Source organism: Sulfitobacter sp. 1A13421 (assembly GCF_043557285.1).
Taxonomy (GTDB): Bacteria; Pseudomonadota; Alphaproteobacteria; order Rhodobacterales; family Rhodobacteraceae; genus Sulfitobacter; species Sulfitobacter faviae.
The window spans coordinates 556,782-571,032 of sequence record NZ_JBIFFQ010000001.1; the positions used below are offsets into that span (position 1 = coordinate 556,782).

Genomic DNA, 14,251 nt, shown 5'->3' on the forward strand with positions numbered 1-14,251 from the left:
AAAGGAATATCGGATGAAAACGACGCCCGCGAAATTTCTTATCGTCGATGACGACAAAGTCAGCGTGATGGCCATGCAACGGGCGATGCGCAAATTGAAAATTGTCAATGAGACGGCGGTTTGCCATGACGGCCAGCAAGCGCTTGAGTTTCTGGCGGAGGAAGTGAAACGGCACGGGCGATTGCCGCCCTATATCATCACGCTCGACCTCAATATGCCGCGCATGGGCGGGCTTGAGTTCCTGGAGGTCGTTCGGGCCGATCCCGCCTTGGAGCGTATGGTGGTCTTTGTCTTCACGACCTCCGACATGCCCACGGATGTGCAATCGGCCTATAGCAAGAATGTCGCAGGCTATATCGTGAAGGAGAACCCGTCAGAGACCTTTGCCAATGCGCTCGACATGTTGAACACCTACGCGCGGATTGTGGAGCTGCCCAGTTAGGCCGATGAGAACCGGTTAACCGCCAGTCAAAGCCTCCCGAAACGAAAAGAGGCGCGCCATTGCTGGCGCGCCTCCGGAACCTTAGCCGAAACGGCTGGCTTACATCATGCCGCCCATGCCGCCCATGTCGGGCATGCCGCCTGCGGGGGCTGCGCCCTCTTTGGCGGGCTTGTCGGCAACCATCGCTTCGGTGGTGATCAGCAGACCTGCGATTGAAGCTGCGTCTTGCAGTGCGGTGCGCACCACTTTCGCCGGGTCGATGACGCCGAAGGAGAACATGTCACCATATTCTTCGGTCTGTGCGTTGAAGCCGAACTTCAGGTCGTCGCTTTCGCGGATTTTGCCGGCCACAACCGAACCGTCCACACCAGCGTTCTCAGCGATCTGACGCAGCGGTGCTTCCAGCGCCTTGCGGACGATGGAGATACCGACGTTCTGGTCGTTGTTGTCGCCTGTGAGGCCTTCCAGCTTCTTGGCGCCTTGAACCAGAGCCACACCACCGCCAACGACGATGCCTTCTTGAACAGCGGCACGTGTCGCGTTCAGCGCGTCATCGACGCGGTCCTTGCGCTCTTTCACTTCGACTTCGGTCATGCCGCCAACGCGGATCACGGCAACACCGCCTGCCAGTTTGGCAACGCGTTCTTGCAGCTTCTCACGGTCGTAGTCGGAGGTGGTCTCTTCGATCTGGTTGCGGATCTGAGCAACGCGGGCTTCGATCTCGGCCTTCTCGCCAGCGCCGTCAACAACGGTGGTCTCGTCTTTGGTGATCGACACTTTCTTGGCCGAACCCAGCATGTCCATGGTCACGGACTCGAGCTTCATGCCGAGGTCTTCGGAGATCACTTGACCACCGGTCAGGATCGCGAGGTCTTGCAGCATCGCTTTGCGGCGGTCACCGAAGCCCGGTGCCTTCACAGCAGCAATTTTCAGACCGCCACGCAGCTTGTTCACGACGAGGGTCGCCAGGGCTTCGCCCTCGACGTCTTCGGCGATGATCAGAAGCGGCTTCTGGGACTGGATGACCTGCTCGAGCAGCGGCACCATCGGCTGAAGGCTCGACAGTTTCTTCTCGTGCAGCAGGATGATCGCGTCTTCCAGCTCGACAGTCATCTTGTCGGAGTTGGTGACGAAATAGGGGCTCAGGTAGCCACGGTCGAACTGCATGCCTTCGACGACATCGGTCTCGGTTTCCAGACCTTTGTTCTCTTCGACGGTGATCACACCTTCGTTGCCGACTTTCTGCATCGCGTCCGCGATCTGGCGGCCGATTTCACGCTCACCGTTGGCGGAGATGGTGCCAACCTGCGCGACTTCGTCGCTGTCGGACACGTCGCGTGCCGCGGCTTTGATCGCGTCGACGACCTTGGCAGTCGCCAGATCGATGCCGCGCTTGAGGTCCATCGGGTTCATGCCAGCGGCAACCGATTTCATGCCTTCGCGCACGATGGCTTGGGCCAGAACGGTCGCGGTGGTGGTGCCGTCACCGGCTTCGTCGTTGGTCCGGGAAGCGACTTCCTTGACCATCTGCGCGCCCATGTTCTCGAACTTGTCTTCCAGTTCGATTTCCTTCGCCACGGATACACCGTCTTTGGTGATGCGCGGCGCGCCGAAGGATTTGTCCAGAACCACGTTCCGGCCTTTGGGGCCGAGTGTGACTTTCACCGCATCGGCAAGGATGTTCACACCCTTGAGCATCCGGTTGCGGGCATCGGTGTCAAATTTGACGTCCTTAGCAGCCATGTTGTCTTCTCCTAAAATCTTGGATTGATGTCAGCGTCTTCAAAGGGTCGGCAAGCCGAGTGGCTTACGCGATGATCCCCATGATGTCGCTTTCTTTCATCATCAGCATTTCTTCGCCGTCGACGGTGACCTCTGTGCCGGACCACTTGCCGAACAGGATTTTGTCGCCGGGTGCGACGGCCATTTCGATCAGCTCGCCGTTGTCTTTGCGGGCGCCAGTGCCGACAGCCACGACTTCACCTTCGGAAGGCTTTTCCTTGGCGGAATCGGGGATGATCAGCCCGCCGGCGGTTTTCTCTTCGCTTTCTGTGCGCTTGACCAGCACACGGTCATGAAGCGGTTTCAATGCCATCTTTGCAGCTCCTTAAGGCTCAAAGTTACTCTTCCAAGCCACCCCCTCCGGGCGAGGGGTGCAGCCGTTAGCACTCGACCCATGTGAGTGATAACGATGCATAGCTAAGGAGCGGCCCGCGGCCTGTCAACAACGGCGTTGAAAAATTTTGAGCGCATTGGAACCATTATTCGGCCCCTAAAATGCGCCCCGCAGTCGCGAGAGCCTCGGCCCCCTTTGGGGTCAGCCCGTATATGCCTTTGTCGACCTTTTCAAACCAACCATAGTGATCGTCCCGCATCATGCGGGTCGCCGCCGAGACGCCAGTCGCCCGGGCCACATCCGCGCCTTTGCTGGCGCCCGCTTCGAAGAGGTAGACCGCGAGTTTCAGCGCATCCTGTCGGTAGGCCGTCACCAGTCCCGCCCGGGTCTGGCCGCCGTCGTTCGGATCCCCCTGCCGCCGGGCAAACTCTCGCAAGAGCAGCGCTGCCCGTTTGGCATTCTTGCGCGCCGCATAGGGACCGGGATCGCAATGCACCTCGACCAGCCCATCCGACAGCCGCACGGTGATCAGCCCCAGCCCCAGCCGCCGGGCCAGCGTGACGTTGTCCTTCACCGCCTTGGCAAAGCGCTTGCCCGGTTGGCGCGCCACGGCAAGGTAGACATCATCCGCCACTTTCAGCCGCGCCAGACATTGATGAAACAGCGCCAGCGAAAAGCCGAGCTTCAACTCGACCACTACCGGCGGCTCTGCCCCGCGCACGGCCACCACATCCGCCGCGCCGACCTCGGCCTTCACCACATAGCCCTGATCCTCAAGGAAGGCTTTGATCGGTGGGTAAAGATCGGTTTCGCGCGGATTGCTCATGGCGCGCAACTTGCCCCATCGCGCGGCGCTATGCAAAGGGCGGCGGCGCCTGAAAGTGCCGCGCAATGCCGCATTGCAGCGCGCGCAGGTGACAAGCCTATTCAACCTGCTATAAGGCGCGCAAATCCACCCGAACAGACAGGACCGCCCCATGACAACGCTTGTTTTTGGCCATAAATCCCCCGACACCGACAGCACCGGCAGCCCGATCGTTTGGGCATGGTATCTTAATGAGATCAAAGGCATCCCCGCCAAACCCGTCCTGCTGGGCGAGCCGAATACCGAAGCGCTCTTCGTGCTCGACAAATGGGACCTCGAAAAGCCCGAAATCCTGACCGAGCTTGAGGCCGACACCAAGGTTGTCATCGTCGACACCAACAACCCCGCCGAACTGCCCGACAACATCAATGACGCCGACATCACCGGCATCATCGACCACCACCGTCTGGTGGCAGGGCTTGAGACACGCGGCCCGATCGAGATCAACATCCAGCCGCTCGCCTGCACCGCGACGATCATGTACAAAATGATCGGCAAGGATTGGGCGCAGGCCCCGCGCGGGGTAAAGGCCGCGGCCCTGTCCTGCATCCTGTCGGACACGCTTGAGTTCCGCAGCCCCACCACCACCCAAGAAGACCGCGCTATCGCCCATGACATCGCGCAGGATCTCGGCGTCGATATCACGGATTACGCGGCCGAAATGTTCGCCGCGAAATCCGATGTGTCCTCCTTCAGCGAAGCGGAACTGCTGCGCATGGACAGCAAGGGCTTTGACCTTGACGGCACCAACCTGCGCGTGAGCGTGTTGGAAACCACCTCCCCCGCGCCGCTGTTGGAGCGCAAGGACGCGCTGATGGCCGAGATGCCTAAAGTGGCCGAAGCCGACGGTGCCGCGCAGGTGCTTTTGTTCATCGTCGACATTCTGAAAGAAGAGGCGACCCTTTTGGTGCCCAACGACATGGTCAAACATATCGCCGAGCAGAGCTTTGGCGCTGAGGTCTCCGGCGACACGGTCGTGCTGCCCGGTGTGATGAGCCGTAAAAAGCAGATCATCCCGAACCTCAAGATGTAAGCCAATCGGGCGGGCCCAGTGCCCGCCCTCACTTTTTGAAAGGCCGCCCCATGACCCGCATTATCTCTGCCCTGCCCGACGTATCCGATCAATATGACGCGCTTTTCGTCGATCTTTGGGGCTGCGTGCATGATGGGCGCAAAGCGCTGCCGGCGGCGGTTGCGGCCTTGCAGGCCTATCGCAAGACCGGCGGCAAGGTCGTCTTGGTCACCAACTCCCCCCGCCCCCGTGATGGCGTGGAGAAACAGTTGCAGCAATTTGGCGTGCCGCAAGACGCATGGGACAGCATCGCCACCTCCGGCGATTCCGCGCGGTCGGCGATGTTCCGGGGGGCCGTGGGCGAAAAGGTCTGGTTCATCGGCCACCCCGGAGAGCGCAAGTTTTTCGAGCCGCTGACCATCCTGAAAGACCCAGTCGAGATTGAGACCGTCCCGCTGGCGCAGGCCGAGGGCATCGTCTGCACCGGCCCCGGCGATGCCATGGCTGACCCGGAAGTCATGCGCCCCGAGTTTGAGCAGGCCATCGCCCGCGGGCTGAAGCTGCTCTGTGCTAACCCCGATATCGTGGTCGACCGGGGCGAGGTGCGCGAATGGTGCGCCGGGGCGCTGGCTGCGCTCTATACGGAAATGGGGGGCGAAAGCCTCTATTTCGGCAAGCCGCATGCCCCGATCTATGACCTCGCCCGCCGCCGTCTTGCCGCGCTTGAGGTCGACATCCCCGACAATCGCATCCTTGCCATCGGCGATGGCATCCTGACGGATGTCAAAGGCGCGATGGACGAAGGGATCGATTCGCTCTTCATCACCGGGGGGCTGGCCGCCGCGGAAACCGCCACGACCGAGCAGCCTGACGAAGCCAAGCTCCGCGCCTATCTCGACCGCGAAGCATCGGCCCCGACCTATGCCATCGGATTCCTGCGCTAACCCAGAAAGAGCTTGATTTTCTGCGCCTGCGAAGTAATAAAGTTGCAACTCGGCGCATCCTAGCGTCACTTTGTTACCAAGGAGCCGTCATGTTGGACAATATGCCACGCGGGACGATCTGTATCGAAGATATCGAAATCGGCATGTCGCGCCATCTGCGCAAAGTCGTGACCGATATGGATATCGAACTTTTCGCGCAGGTCTCGACCGACCGCAACCCCGTGCATCTGGATGACGACTATGCCCGCGAGACGATATTCGAGGGGCGCATCGCCCATGGGATGCTGACCGCCGGGCTGATCTCGGCGGTGATCGGGGAACAGCTGCCCGGTCATGGCACGATCTACCTCGGGCAATCGCTCAAGTTCCTCGGCCCCGTGCGCCCCGGCGATATGGTGCTGGCCGAAGTCACCGTGACCGACATGGACATCGCCAAGCGCCGCGTCAAAATGGACTGCCGCTGTACGGTCGACGGCAAACCCGTGCTGGCCGGAGAGGCCACAGTCCTCGCCCCCTCGGCCAAGCTCGACTGACCGGGCGGTTTTCGCCGCCTGTGCATCTTGCTCTTGCCCCGCTGCACGGCTAGGCAAGGCGCATGCGGATCATCCGAGATTATCAATTCGTCGACCTGCCAGATCGCGGTGCCACCGCCGCGATCGGCAATTTCGATGGCGTCCACCTTGGCCACCGGTCGGTGATCGAACTGGCGCAGCAGGCGGCCCCCGACGCGCCGCTCGGCGTCGTCACCTTTGAGCCGCATCCCCGCGAATATTTCGCTCCCGACGCCCCGCCCTTTCGCCTGATGGGGCGCGAGGCCCGCGCGCATCGGCTGGAAAAGATCGGCGTCAAACGGCTCTATGAACTGGCCTTCAACAGCACGCTGGCGGGCCTCTCGCCCGAGGCTTTTGCCCGCGACGTGCTGCATGAAGGGCTGGGGCTGGCCCATGTGGTCGTCGGAGCTGACTTCTGCTTTGGCAAGGGCCGCGAAGGCACGGCCGAAGATCTGGTCCGCTTCGGCGCGCAATATGGCTTTGGCGTCACCATCGCCCCGCTGATGGCGCGCGATAAGCTGACCGTATCCTCCACCGCCATCCGCGAGGCACTGACCCGCGGCGCGCCGCGTGAGGCCGCCGCCATGCTGGGCCATTGGCACCGCATTGATGGGCCGGTGATCTCGGGCGAGCAGCGTGGCCGCGAGTTGGGCTTTCCCACCGCGAATATGTCCATCGACGGCCTGCACCCGCCCGCCTTTGGCGTCTATGCCGTGCTGGTTGACGTGCTGGAGGGGCCGCATAAGGGCAGCTATCACGGTGCGGCCAGCATCGGCACCCGTCCGATGTTCGGTGAGAACAAAGCCAATATCGAGACCTATGTCTTTGACTTCAAAGGCGACCTTTATGGCGCGCCGCTCTCGGTCGGGCTGGTCGAACATCTGCGCGGCGAAGAGAAGTTTGACAGCCTCGATGCGCTGATCACCCAGATGGGGCAGGACTGCGACCGCGCCCGGACCATTCTGGCGGCGTTATGAGCGATCCGATCCCCCGCAAGGGCCTGACCCCGAAGTTCTGGGAGAAGAAACCCCTGACGGAGATGTCCCAGACCGAATGGGAAGCGCTCTGCGACGGTTGCGGCAAATGCTGCCTCAACAAGCTCGAAGACGAAGACAGCGGCGAAGTGGCCCTGACCCGCGTGGCCTGTCGCCTGCTCGACGACAGCAGCTGCCGCTGCGTGCATTACGAGAACCGGCATGAATTCGTGCCCGACTGCATCGTGCTGCGCCCCGACAATCTTGATACCCACGCCTATTGGATGCCGCAGACCTGCGCTTACCGCCTGCTTTGGGAGGGCAAGCCCCTGCCCGAGTGGCACCCGCTCAAGACCGGCACGCCGGACAGCGTGCATGACGCCGGGGTCAGCGTGCAATTTGATACCGTGTCCGAATTTGATACCCCGTTCGAAGAATGGGAAGACCATATTATTGAGGAGCCCACCTGATGTTTTTCGCCTCTGACAACGCCGGTCCCGTCCACCCCAAGGTGATGGAGCGCATGATCGCCGCAAATACCGATTATGCGATGCCCTACGGCAAAGACCCGATCATGGATGAGGTCCGCGACCAAATCAGGCAGCAGTTCGAGGCGCCAGAAGCCGAGGTCTACCTCGTTGCCACCGGCACCGCGGCCAATGCGCTGGCGCTGGCCTGCTACACCCAGCCGTGGCAGACGATCTTCTGTTCCAAGGTCGCGCATATCGAAGAGGATGAGTGCAACGCGCCCGAGTTCTACGCAGGCGCGGCCAAGCTGACGCTGGTGGAGACCGAAGACAAGATGACCCCCGAGGCCCTGCGCCGCGCCATCGTCGCGCGGGTGGCGGGCGATGTGCACACGCCGCAACGCGGTCCGGTGTCGATCACGCAAGTCACAGAACGCGGCGGGGTGCACAGCCTTGAAGAGCTGCGCGCGCTGACCGCAGTGGCCAAGGAATACGACCTGCCCGTCCATATGGACGGCGCGCGTTTTGCCAATGCGCTGGTGGCCTTGGGCTGCACCCCGGCTGAGATGACGTGGAAGTCGGGCGTCGATGTGGTGAGCTTTGGCGGCACCAAGAACGGCTGCATGGGTGTCGAAGCCGTGGTCTTCTTCGACCCCAAGAAGGCGTGGGAGTTCGAATTGCGCCGCAAGCGCGGGGCGCATCTCTTCTCCAAACATCGGTATCTCTCAGCCCAGATGGCGGGCTACCTTGCAGATGGCACATGGTTGGAAACAGCCAAGGCGGCCAACGCCAATGCCGCCCATCTTGCCCAAGGGCTGCGCGCGGCGGGGGCGGAATTCCTTCATGCGCCTGCGGCGAACATGATCTTCGCCCGCTTCCCCCGCGCCATTCACCGCAAGCTACATGAAGCAGGCGCGCGCTATTATCTGTGGGACGGCACGCTGGACGGCGACGATGACGAGAGGGTCGCGGCGCGCATGGTCTGCGACTGGTCGATCAGCCGTGAACAGATCGACCAGTTCCTGAGCCACTTCTAAACGTTCACGCCAGCGGCACGTCCTTCAGGAAATCAAGGATCGCTTCGGCGACCTCGGCGGCATGGGTGATGGGAACCATATGCCCTGCTCCCTCGACCGAGACGCGCCGCGCGTCCGGCAAGCGGCGCATCAGCGACGCGTTGATCGCATGTGCCGCTTTGGGAGAGGCGCTGCCTTCGACCAAAAGCGCGGGCATCGACGCACGCTCGAACATACCCGGCGCCAGCAAACCAGCGCTATCCTCCCCCAAGAAGGGCGAAGAGGCGGGGATGAAGCCGATGCGATCGACCATATAGGCGCGGGTCGGCTCGGGGATTTCATCCCATTTCGTGCCATCGCCCCAAACGCGGTTGAAGAGCCGCGCGGCGGTTTCCGCGTCGCCCCCGTCCAAAGCCGCCTCAAAGGCCGCGTTCTGCTCGTTGTATTCGGCCATCGCCTCAGGGTCATCCTGTTTGGCGGCGGCGAAATAGACAGGCTCGATCAGCGTGATGCTGCGCACCAGTTCGGGATGTTCGATCGCCAACCGCATTGCCACGGTTGCGCCAAAGGAATGGCCGATCAGGTCCATCGGCGCTTCGAGCAGGCTCAGCGCCATCTCGGTCGCCACGTCGTGGATATTGCCCTGCCCGTCCCAATCGCCCGACCGCCCGTGCATCGGCAGATCGAAAGCGCGCAGGGTCAGCTCATCCGACAGCGCCGCCCCGATTCCCCGCCACGCGCCGGAATGCGCCAGCGAGCAATGGATCGCCAAAGCCGGGCGCGGGCCGTGACCAAATCGACGCGCGTTAATCTCTGGAATCACAGCTTGCCCCCGAGGTGCAGATCGAGGTCTTCCAAACGGTCCTGCCCCCAAAACTTCTGATCCCCGACGATATAGAACGGCGCGCCAAAGACACCCTGCGCCACAGCCTCTTCAAGGTTCGCGGCATAGGTCTCGGCGCCTTGTAGCAACCCGCTGTCGGCCAGAGCCGGATCGAACCCCGCCTCGCTCAAGCAGGCCCGGACCACATCGTCATGGCCGATGTCCTTTTCCTCGGCCCAGACCGCGCGGGTGATGGCATGGGTCAGCTTGCCCAAATCGCCCCCGCCCGCATTCTGCGCCGCGATCACCGCATAGGCCGCGGGCGCGCCGTTCGTCGGCCAATGCGCGGGCTTAAGGTTGAACGGCAGGCCCAGCTTGCGCGCCTGCCGCGGCAGGTCTTGGGCGCGGTATTCATTCCGGCTGGGGTGACGCTCTGCCGGGGGCAGCCCGCCGGTACGCGGGAACGCAGCAACGATGTCGAAAGGTTTGTAAACGATCTCGGCCCCGTGCTTTTCGGCAATCGCCTCAAGCCGATTCCCGGCGAGGTAGCAATAGGGTGACAGCGTTGCGAAAAAATAGTCGATCCGGGCCATTTGGCTCTCCTTCGGGGGCGGTGCAGCTTTGCCCGACCGTAAGCGCATGCTAAGCGGTGTCAACGTCACGAATCTGCAACCTACCGCTGCCCCGGAGCCCCTATGCCACGCACTTCAGAACCTAAACTGATCTCAGGCAATGCCAATATGCCGCTTGCCAAGGCCATCGCGCGGCGCATGTCGCTGCACCGCGGCGTCAATGTCGGCCTTGTTGATGCGCGGGTGGAACGGTTCAACGACGGCGAGATTTTCGTCGAGGTTTATGAGAACGTGCGCGGCGAGGATATGTTCATCATCCAGCCCACGTCGAACCCCGCGAACGACAACCTGATGGAACTGATGATCATGGCCGACGCGCTGCGCCGGTCCTCGGCCGCGCGGGTCACTGCGGTGCTGCCCTATTTCGGCTACGCCCGTCAGGACCGCCGCACCAAGGCGCGCACGCCGATCACCGCCAAAATGGTCGCCAACATGCTGACCGGCAGCGGGATCGAGCGGATCCTGACCATGGACCTGCACGCCGCGCAGATCCAAGGTTTCTTCGACATTCCGGTCGACAACCTCTACGCCTCCCCGATCTTTGCGCTGGATATCAAGGACGCTTTCAAAGACCGTATGGATGAGCTAATGGTCGTCAGCCCCGACGTCGGCGGTGTGGCCCGCGCGCGCGAACTGGCCAAGCGGATCAACTCCCCCCTGTCGATCGTCGACAAACGCCGCGAGAAAGCGGGCGAAGTGGCCGAGATGACCGTGATCGGCGATGTGAAGGGCAAGACCTGCCTGATCGTGGACGACATCTGCGACACCGCGGGCACGCTCTGCAAAGCCGCCGAAGTGCTGTTGGAGAACGGCGCCAAGGAAGTGCACTCCTACATCACCCACGGCGTCATGTCTGGCCCGGCTGTCGAACGTGTGGCCAATTCGGTCATGAAATCGTTGGTCATCACCGACAGCATCGCGCCGACGCCCGCGGTCAAGAAAGCGCCGAACATTCGCATCGTGCCCACCGCGCCGATGTTCGCCCAAGCGATCCTGAACATCTGGAACGGCACCTCCGTCTCCTCGCTCTTCGAGGCCGAAACGCTGGGCCCGATCTATGACGGAATGTATGCCGCGAGCTAGGCCTCGTGCTGTGATCTAGGGCCGGCCCAAACGGGCCGCCCGCGCCTTCTGGGCCCCTCCCGCCGAAGCGACGGGCCTAGCCGATGACCCAGTCATCCTCCTCCCCCAGTGATCCGATCGCCGACCAAGCCAGCCGCGCCCGTGCGACGCGGGTGTCTCCCCATGTGCGGAACACCATGTCAAAGCCTGCCTCGGTCACCGCCTCGGCGCAGATGTCGGCGCGGGTGACGGTGCTGGCGTCGATGTCCCAAAGCGACATCGTGACCTGAACATGCGGCGGCTCACGGAAAGGTTCGGAAAAATTGATCCGGCGGCGGCGTTCACGCTGGCCATGGCCCGTCCACATCGAACCGCCGTCTTCGAACTCTGAAAACAGCATGACATCGCCGTTGTCCACGCCGATGGTATGGCTGCGCAGTCGTTTCATATCCCTAGCCTGCCCGCTTTTTTTTGATCACAACACAATGATGCCGCAGCAGCGAGAGGCAGAAAAGCAAAAAGCCCCGCCGAAGCGGGGCTTTTCACGAATTTTCAACGCATTACAGGTTGGGCTGCTTGCTCGACAACCCGATGTGATCACCAACGGCAACCATATCGGAGAGCAGCTTGGCGGCGTCATCCACGGGACCGGGCTCATTCTCCCAGTTGTCCTTGGCGCGGGTGTAGACGGCATGCGCCTCTGCCACCATGCTGTCCATCTGCTCCTGCGTCATGTCGGCACGCGCCACGGCACGTTCCGCCAGCACAGACACGCCGCCCTGACCGCCGATTTCGGCGAAGCCGCCGGTCACGACGTATTCGGTCGTGCCCTCCGGCCCTTCCACGCGCAGAAGGCCCGGACGCAGGGTGGTGATGGTGGGCGCATGATCGGCCATGGCCGTCATGTCACCCTCGGTGCCCGGAATCTGCACGGCCGTCACCTGCATCGATGCCAGCCGCCGTTCCGGCGAAACGAGGTCGAATTGCATTGTGTCTGCCATTGTCAGCGCTCCTTAAGCGGCGTCTGCCGCCATTTTCTCGGCTTTCGCCTTCACTTCGTCGATGCCGCCAACCATGTAGAAGGCACCTTCGGGCAGGTGGTCATACTCACCGGCAACCACGGCCTTGAAGGACGCGATGGTTTCTTCCAGCGGCACCTGAACGCCGTCGGAGCCGGTGAAGACTTTCGCCACGTCGAAGGGCTGGCTGAGGAAACGCTCGATCTTACGGGCGCGGGCCACGGTCAGCTTGTCCTCTTCGCTCAACTCGTCCATGCCGAGAATGGCGATGATGTCCTGAAGCGATTTGTAGCGCTGAAGCACCTGCTGCACGTCCGTCGCCACCTTGTAGTGCTCGTCGCCGATGATCAGCGGGTCAAGCAGACGCGAGGTGGAGCCGAGCGGGTCAACCGCAGGGTAGATGCCCTTTTCCGAGATCGAACGGTCGAGAACCGTTGTCGCGTCGAGGTGGGCAAAGGAGGTCGCCGGCGCGGGGTCGGTAAGGTCGTCCGCGGGAACGTAGACGGCCTGAACCGAGGTGATCGAGCCGTTCTTGGTCGAAGCAATACGCTCCTGCATCACACCCATGTCGGTCGCCAGTGTCGGCTGGTAGCCCACAGCGGAAGGAATGCGGCCCAGAAGGGCGGACACTTCGGAACCGGCCTGCGTGAAGCGGAAGATGTTGTCGACGAAGAACAGAACGTCGGAACCGGATTCGTCGCGGAACTGCTCGGCCAGTGTCAGGCCGGTCAGGGCGATCCGCATACGCGCACCGGGAGGTTCGTTCATCTGGCCGTAGACCAGCGCAATTTTCGAATCCACGAGGTTGTCGGGAACGATTACGCCGGATTCGATCATCTCGTGGTAGAGGTCGTTGCCCTCACGGGTCCGCTCACCCACGCCCGCGAACACGGAAAGGCCCGAGTGCACTTTGGCGATGTTGTTGATCAGTTCCATGATGAGAACGGTCTTGCCCACGCCGGCACCGCCGAAGAGGCCAATTTTACCACCCTTGGTGTAGGGGGCCAGCAGGTCGATGACCTTGATGCCGGTGACGAGGATCTCGGTCTCGGTCGACTGGGCCGCGAACTCGGGCGCTTCGCCGTGAATGGCGCGGGAGTTGTCCGCGTTGACCGGGCCCTGCTCGTCCACGGCTTCGCCGGTGACGTTCATGATGCGGCCCAGGGTCGCGTTGCCGACAGGCACGCGGATCTGGTCGCCGGTGTCGGTCACGTCCTGACCGCGGACCAGACCTTCGGTGGCGTCCATCGCAATGGCACGCACGGTGTTTTCGCCAAGGTGCTGCGCCACTTCGAGAACCAGCGTCTTGCCTTGGTTCTCGGTGTGGAGCGCGTTGAGAATCTCGGGCAGGTCGCCCTCGAATTGAACGTCAACGACAGCGCCGATGACCTGTGTAATTTTACCGACAGCTTTTGCCATGTCGTGTCTCCGATTTGCTTACAGCGCTTCCGCGCCGGAAATGATTTCGATCAGCTCGTTGGTGATGACAGCCTGACGCGAGCGGTTGTACTCGATGGTCAGCTTGTCGATCATCTCACCCGCGTTGCGTGTGGCGTTGTCCATCGCCGACATCCGGGCACCCTGTTCGGACGCGCCGTTCTCCAGCAGAGCCGAGAAGATCGCCGTGGCGACCCCGCGCGGCAGAAGGTCGGCCAAGACCGCCTCTTCGCTGGGTTCATAGTCGAACAATGTGGACGCTGCGCTGTCGTCGCCTTCTTCGCCGTCGAATTTGGCGGGGATGATCTGCTGCGCCGTCGGCGTCTGCATGACCACGTTGACGAACTTCGCGTAAAAGATCGTCGCCACGTCAAATTCGCCCGCGTCAAAGCGGTTCAGCACGTCCTGCGCGATGTTCTGCGCGTCGCCGTAGCCGATCTTTTTGACTTCGCTGAGGTCAACATGGCCCACCAGATGATCGCCCAGATCGCGGCGCAGCGCGTCGCGGCCTTTCTTACCAACGGTGAGGATTTTCACCTCTTTGCCCTGGGCCAGCAGATCGCGCGCATGGGCCTTGGCCTTCTTCGCGATGTTGCTGTTGAAGCCGCCGCACAGCCCGCGTTCGGCGGTCATGACCACCAGCAGATGCACCTTGTCTTCACCCGTGCCGCTGAGCAGCTTGGGCGCGCTGTCGGAACCGCCGACGCTGGCCGCGAGCCCTGCCATCACGGCGTTGAACCGCTCAGAATAGGGACGCGAAGCCTCGGCAGCCTCCTGCGCGCGGCGAAGTTTCGCCGCGGCAACCATTTGCATGGCCTTGGTGATCTTGCGGGTCGATTTGACCGACGAGATCCTGTTCTTCAGGTCCTTGAGATTTGGCATTGCCTTATC

At 62.2% G+C, this 14,251-nt stretch carries 17 protein-coding genes; 8 read left to right on the forward strand and 9 right to left on the reverse strand.

The window, feature by feature from the left end:
* Positions 1 to 13 precede the first annotated feature (13 nt).
* Positions 14 to 442 carry a response regulator gene (locus tag ACGYLI_RS02745; protein WP_067267334.1) on the forward strand — a complete coding sequence of 143 codons (429 nt, stop codon included), beginning with the start codon at positions 14 to 16 and terminating at the stop codon, positions 440 to 442.
* A gap of 99 nt (positions 443 to 541) precedes the next feature.
* Here the strand turns inward: ACGYLI_RS02745 and groL are convergent, their stop codons facing one another.
* The 3 genes from groL to ACGYLI_RS02760 form a co-directional block, all read right to left on the reverse strand.
* Positions 542 to 2,185: a chaperonin GroEL gene (groL, locus tag ACGYLI_RS02750; RefSeq protein ID WP_067267336.1), complete on the reverse strand. Its 1,644-nt coding sequence runs from the start codon at positions 2,183 to 2,185 to the stop codon at positions 542 to 544.
* Between the two features lie 64 nt (positions 2,186 to 2,249).
* On the reverse strand, positions 2,250 to 2,537 hold the full coding sequence (gene groES, locus ACGYLI_RS02755; protein ID WP_067267338.1) for a co-chaperone GroES: 288 nt from the start codon (positions 2,535 to 2,537) through the stop codon (positions 2,250 to 2,252).
* A gap of 166 nt (positions 2,538 to 2,703) precedes the next feature.
* Positions 2,704 to 3,384, reverse strand: a complete 681-nt coding sequence (locus tag ACGYLI_RS02760) for a DUF2161 domain-containing phosphodiesterase (RefSeq protein WP_394416900.1) — start codon at positions 3,382 to 3,384, stop codon at positions 2,704 to 2,706.
* 151 nt (positions 3,385 to 3,535) lie between these two features.
* On the opposite strand from ACGYLI_RS02760, the gene ACGYLI_RS02765 reads away from it, so the two are divergent.
* The 6 genes from ACGYLI_RS02765 (at position 3,536) to ACGYLI_RS02790 (ending at position 8,408) form a co-directional block, all read left to right on the forward strand.
* The gene (locus ACGYLI_RS02765; protein WP_394416902.1) at positions 3,536 to 4,456 is read left to right on the forward strand and encodes a manganese-dependent inorganic pyrophosphatase; all 921 of its coding nucleotides are present in this window, start codon (positions 3,536 to 3,538) and stop codon (positions 4,454 to 4,456) included.
* Between the two features lie 50 nt (positions 4,457 to 4,506).
* Positions 4,507 to 5,379, forward strand: coding sequence for a TIGR01459 family HAD-type hydrolase (locus tag ACGYLI_RS02770; RefSeq protein ID WP_394416904.1), 873 nt, complete (start codon positions 4,507 to 4,509; stop codon positions 5,377 to 5,379).
* Positions 5,380 to 5,468: 89 nt separating this feature from the next.
* On the forward strand, positions 5,469 to 5,912 hold the full coding sequence (locus tag ACGYLI_RS02775) for a MaoC family dehydratase (protein WP_067267345.1): 444 nt from the start codon (positions 5,469 to 5,471) through the stop codon (positions 5,910 to 5,912).
* 62 nt (positions 5,913 to 5,974) lie between these two features.
* Complete coding sequence (locus ACGYLI_RS02780; protein WP_394416906.1) at positions 5,975 to 6,907, forward strand: bifunctional riboflavin kinase/FAD synthetase; 933 nt, start codon at positions 5,975 to 5,977, stop codon at positions 6,905 to 6,907.
* Positions 6,904 to 7,374 (forward strand): YcgN family cysteine cluster protein, encoded by a 471-nt coding sequence (locus tag ACGYLI_RS02785; protein ID WP_067262747.1) that lies wholly within the window; start codon positions 6,904 to 6,906, stop codon positions 7,372 to 7,374. The genes ACGYLI_RS02780 and ACGYLI_RS02785 overlap by 4 nt, the downstream gene beginning before the upstream one ends.
* Positions 7,374 to 8,408, forward strand: coding sequence for a threonine aldolase family protein (locus ACGYLI_RS02790; RefSeq protein WP_394416908.1), 1,035 nt, complete (start codon positions 7,374 to 7,376; stop codon positions 8,406 to 8,408). The genes ACGYLI_RS02785 and ACGYLI_RS02790 overlap by 1 nt, the downstream gene beginning before the upstream one ends.
* 4 nt (positions 8,409 to 8,412) lie before the next feature.
* Here the strand turns inward: ACGYLI_RS02790 and ACGYLI_RS02795 are convergent, their stop codons facing one another.
* Together ACGYLI_RS02795 and ACGYLI_RS02800 are read right to left on the reverse strand one after the other, a co-directional pair.
* Positions 8,413 to 9,210, reverse strand: coding sequence for an alpha/beta fold hydrolase (locus ACGYLI_RS02795; protein ID WP_394416910.1), 798 nt, complete (start codon positions 9,208 to 9,210; stop codon positions 8,413 to 8,415).
* The gene (locus ACGYLI_RS02800; RefSeq protein WP_067262740.1) at positions 9,207 to 9,803 is read right to left on the reverse strand and encodes a 2-hydroxychromene-2-carboxylate isomerase; all 597 of its coding nucleotides are present in this window, start codon (positions 9,801 to 9,803) and stop codon (positions 9,207 to 9,209) included. Before ACGYLI_RS02800 ends, ACGYLI_RS02795 begins: the two co-directional genes overlap by 4 nt.
* A 102-nt stretch (positions 9,804 to 9,905) precedes the next feature.
* On the opposite strand from ACGYLI_RS02800, the gene ACGYLI_RS02805 reads away from it, so the two are divergent.
* On the forward strand, positions 9,906 to 10,925 hold the full coding sequence (locus tag ACGYLI_RS02805; RefSeq protein ID WP_067262737.1) for a ribose-phosphate pyrophosphokinase: 1,020 nt from the start codon (positions 9,906 to 9,908) through the stop codon (positions 10,923 to 10,925).
* Positions 10,926 to 11,001: 76 nt separating this feature from the next.
* Here the strand turns inward: ACGYLI_RS02805 and ACGYLI_RS02810 are convergent, their stop codons facing one another.
* From ACGYLI_RS02810 to ACGYLI_RS02825, 4 genes are all read right to left on the reverse strand, one after another.
* Positions 11,002 to 11,352 carry an H-type lectin domain-containing protein gene (locus tag ACGYLI_RS02810; RefSeq protein ID WP_394416912.1) on the reverse strand — a complete coding sequence of 117 codons (351 nt, stop codon included), beginning with the start codon at positions 11,350 to 11,352 and terminating at the stop codon, positions 11,002 to 11,004.
* Between the two features lie 112 nt (positions 11,353 to 11,464).
* Positions 11,465 to 11,905, reverse strand: a complete 441-nt coding sequence (locus ACGYLI_RS02815) for a F0F1 ATP synthase subunit epsilon (RefSeq protein WP_067262733.1) — start codon at positions 11,903 to 11,905, stop codon at positions 11,465 to 11,467.
* A gap of 12 nt (positions 11,906 to 11,917) precedes the next feature.
* Positions 11,918 to 13,342 carry a F0F1 ATP synthase subunit beta gene (gene atpD, locus ACGYLI_RS02820; RefSeq protein ID WP_209218274.1) on the reverse strand — a complete coding sequence of 475 codons (1,425 nt, stop codon included), beginning with the start codon at positions 13,340 to 13,342 and terminating at the stop codon, positions 11,918 to 11,920.
* Positions 13,343 to 13,360: 18 nt separating this feature from the next.
* Positions 13,361 to 14,242, reverse strand: coding sequence for a F0F1 ATP synthase subunit gamma (locus tag ACGYLI_RS02825; RefSeq protein ID WP_136720392.1), 882 nt, complete (start codon positions 14,240 to 14,242; stop codon positions 13,361 to 13,363).
* Positions 14,243 to 14,251 lie beyond the last annotated feature (9 nt).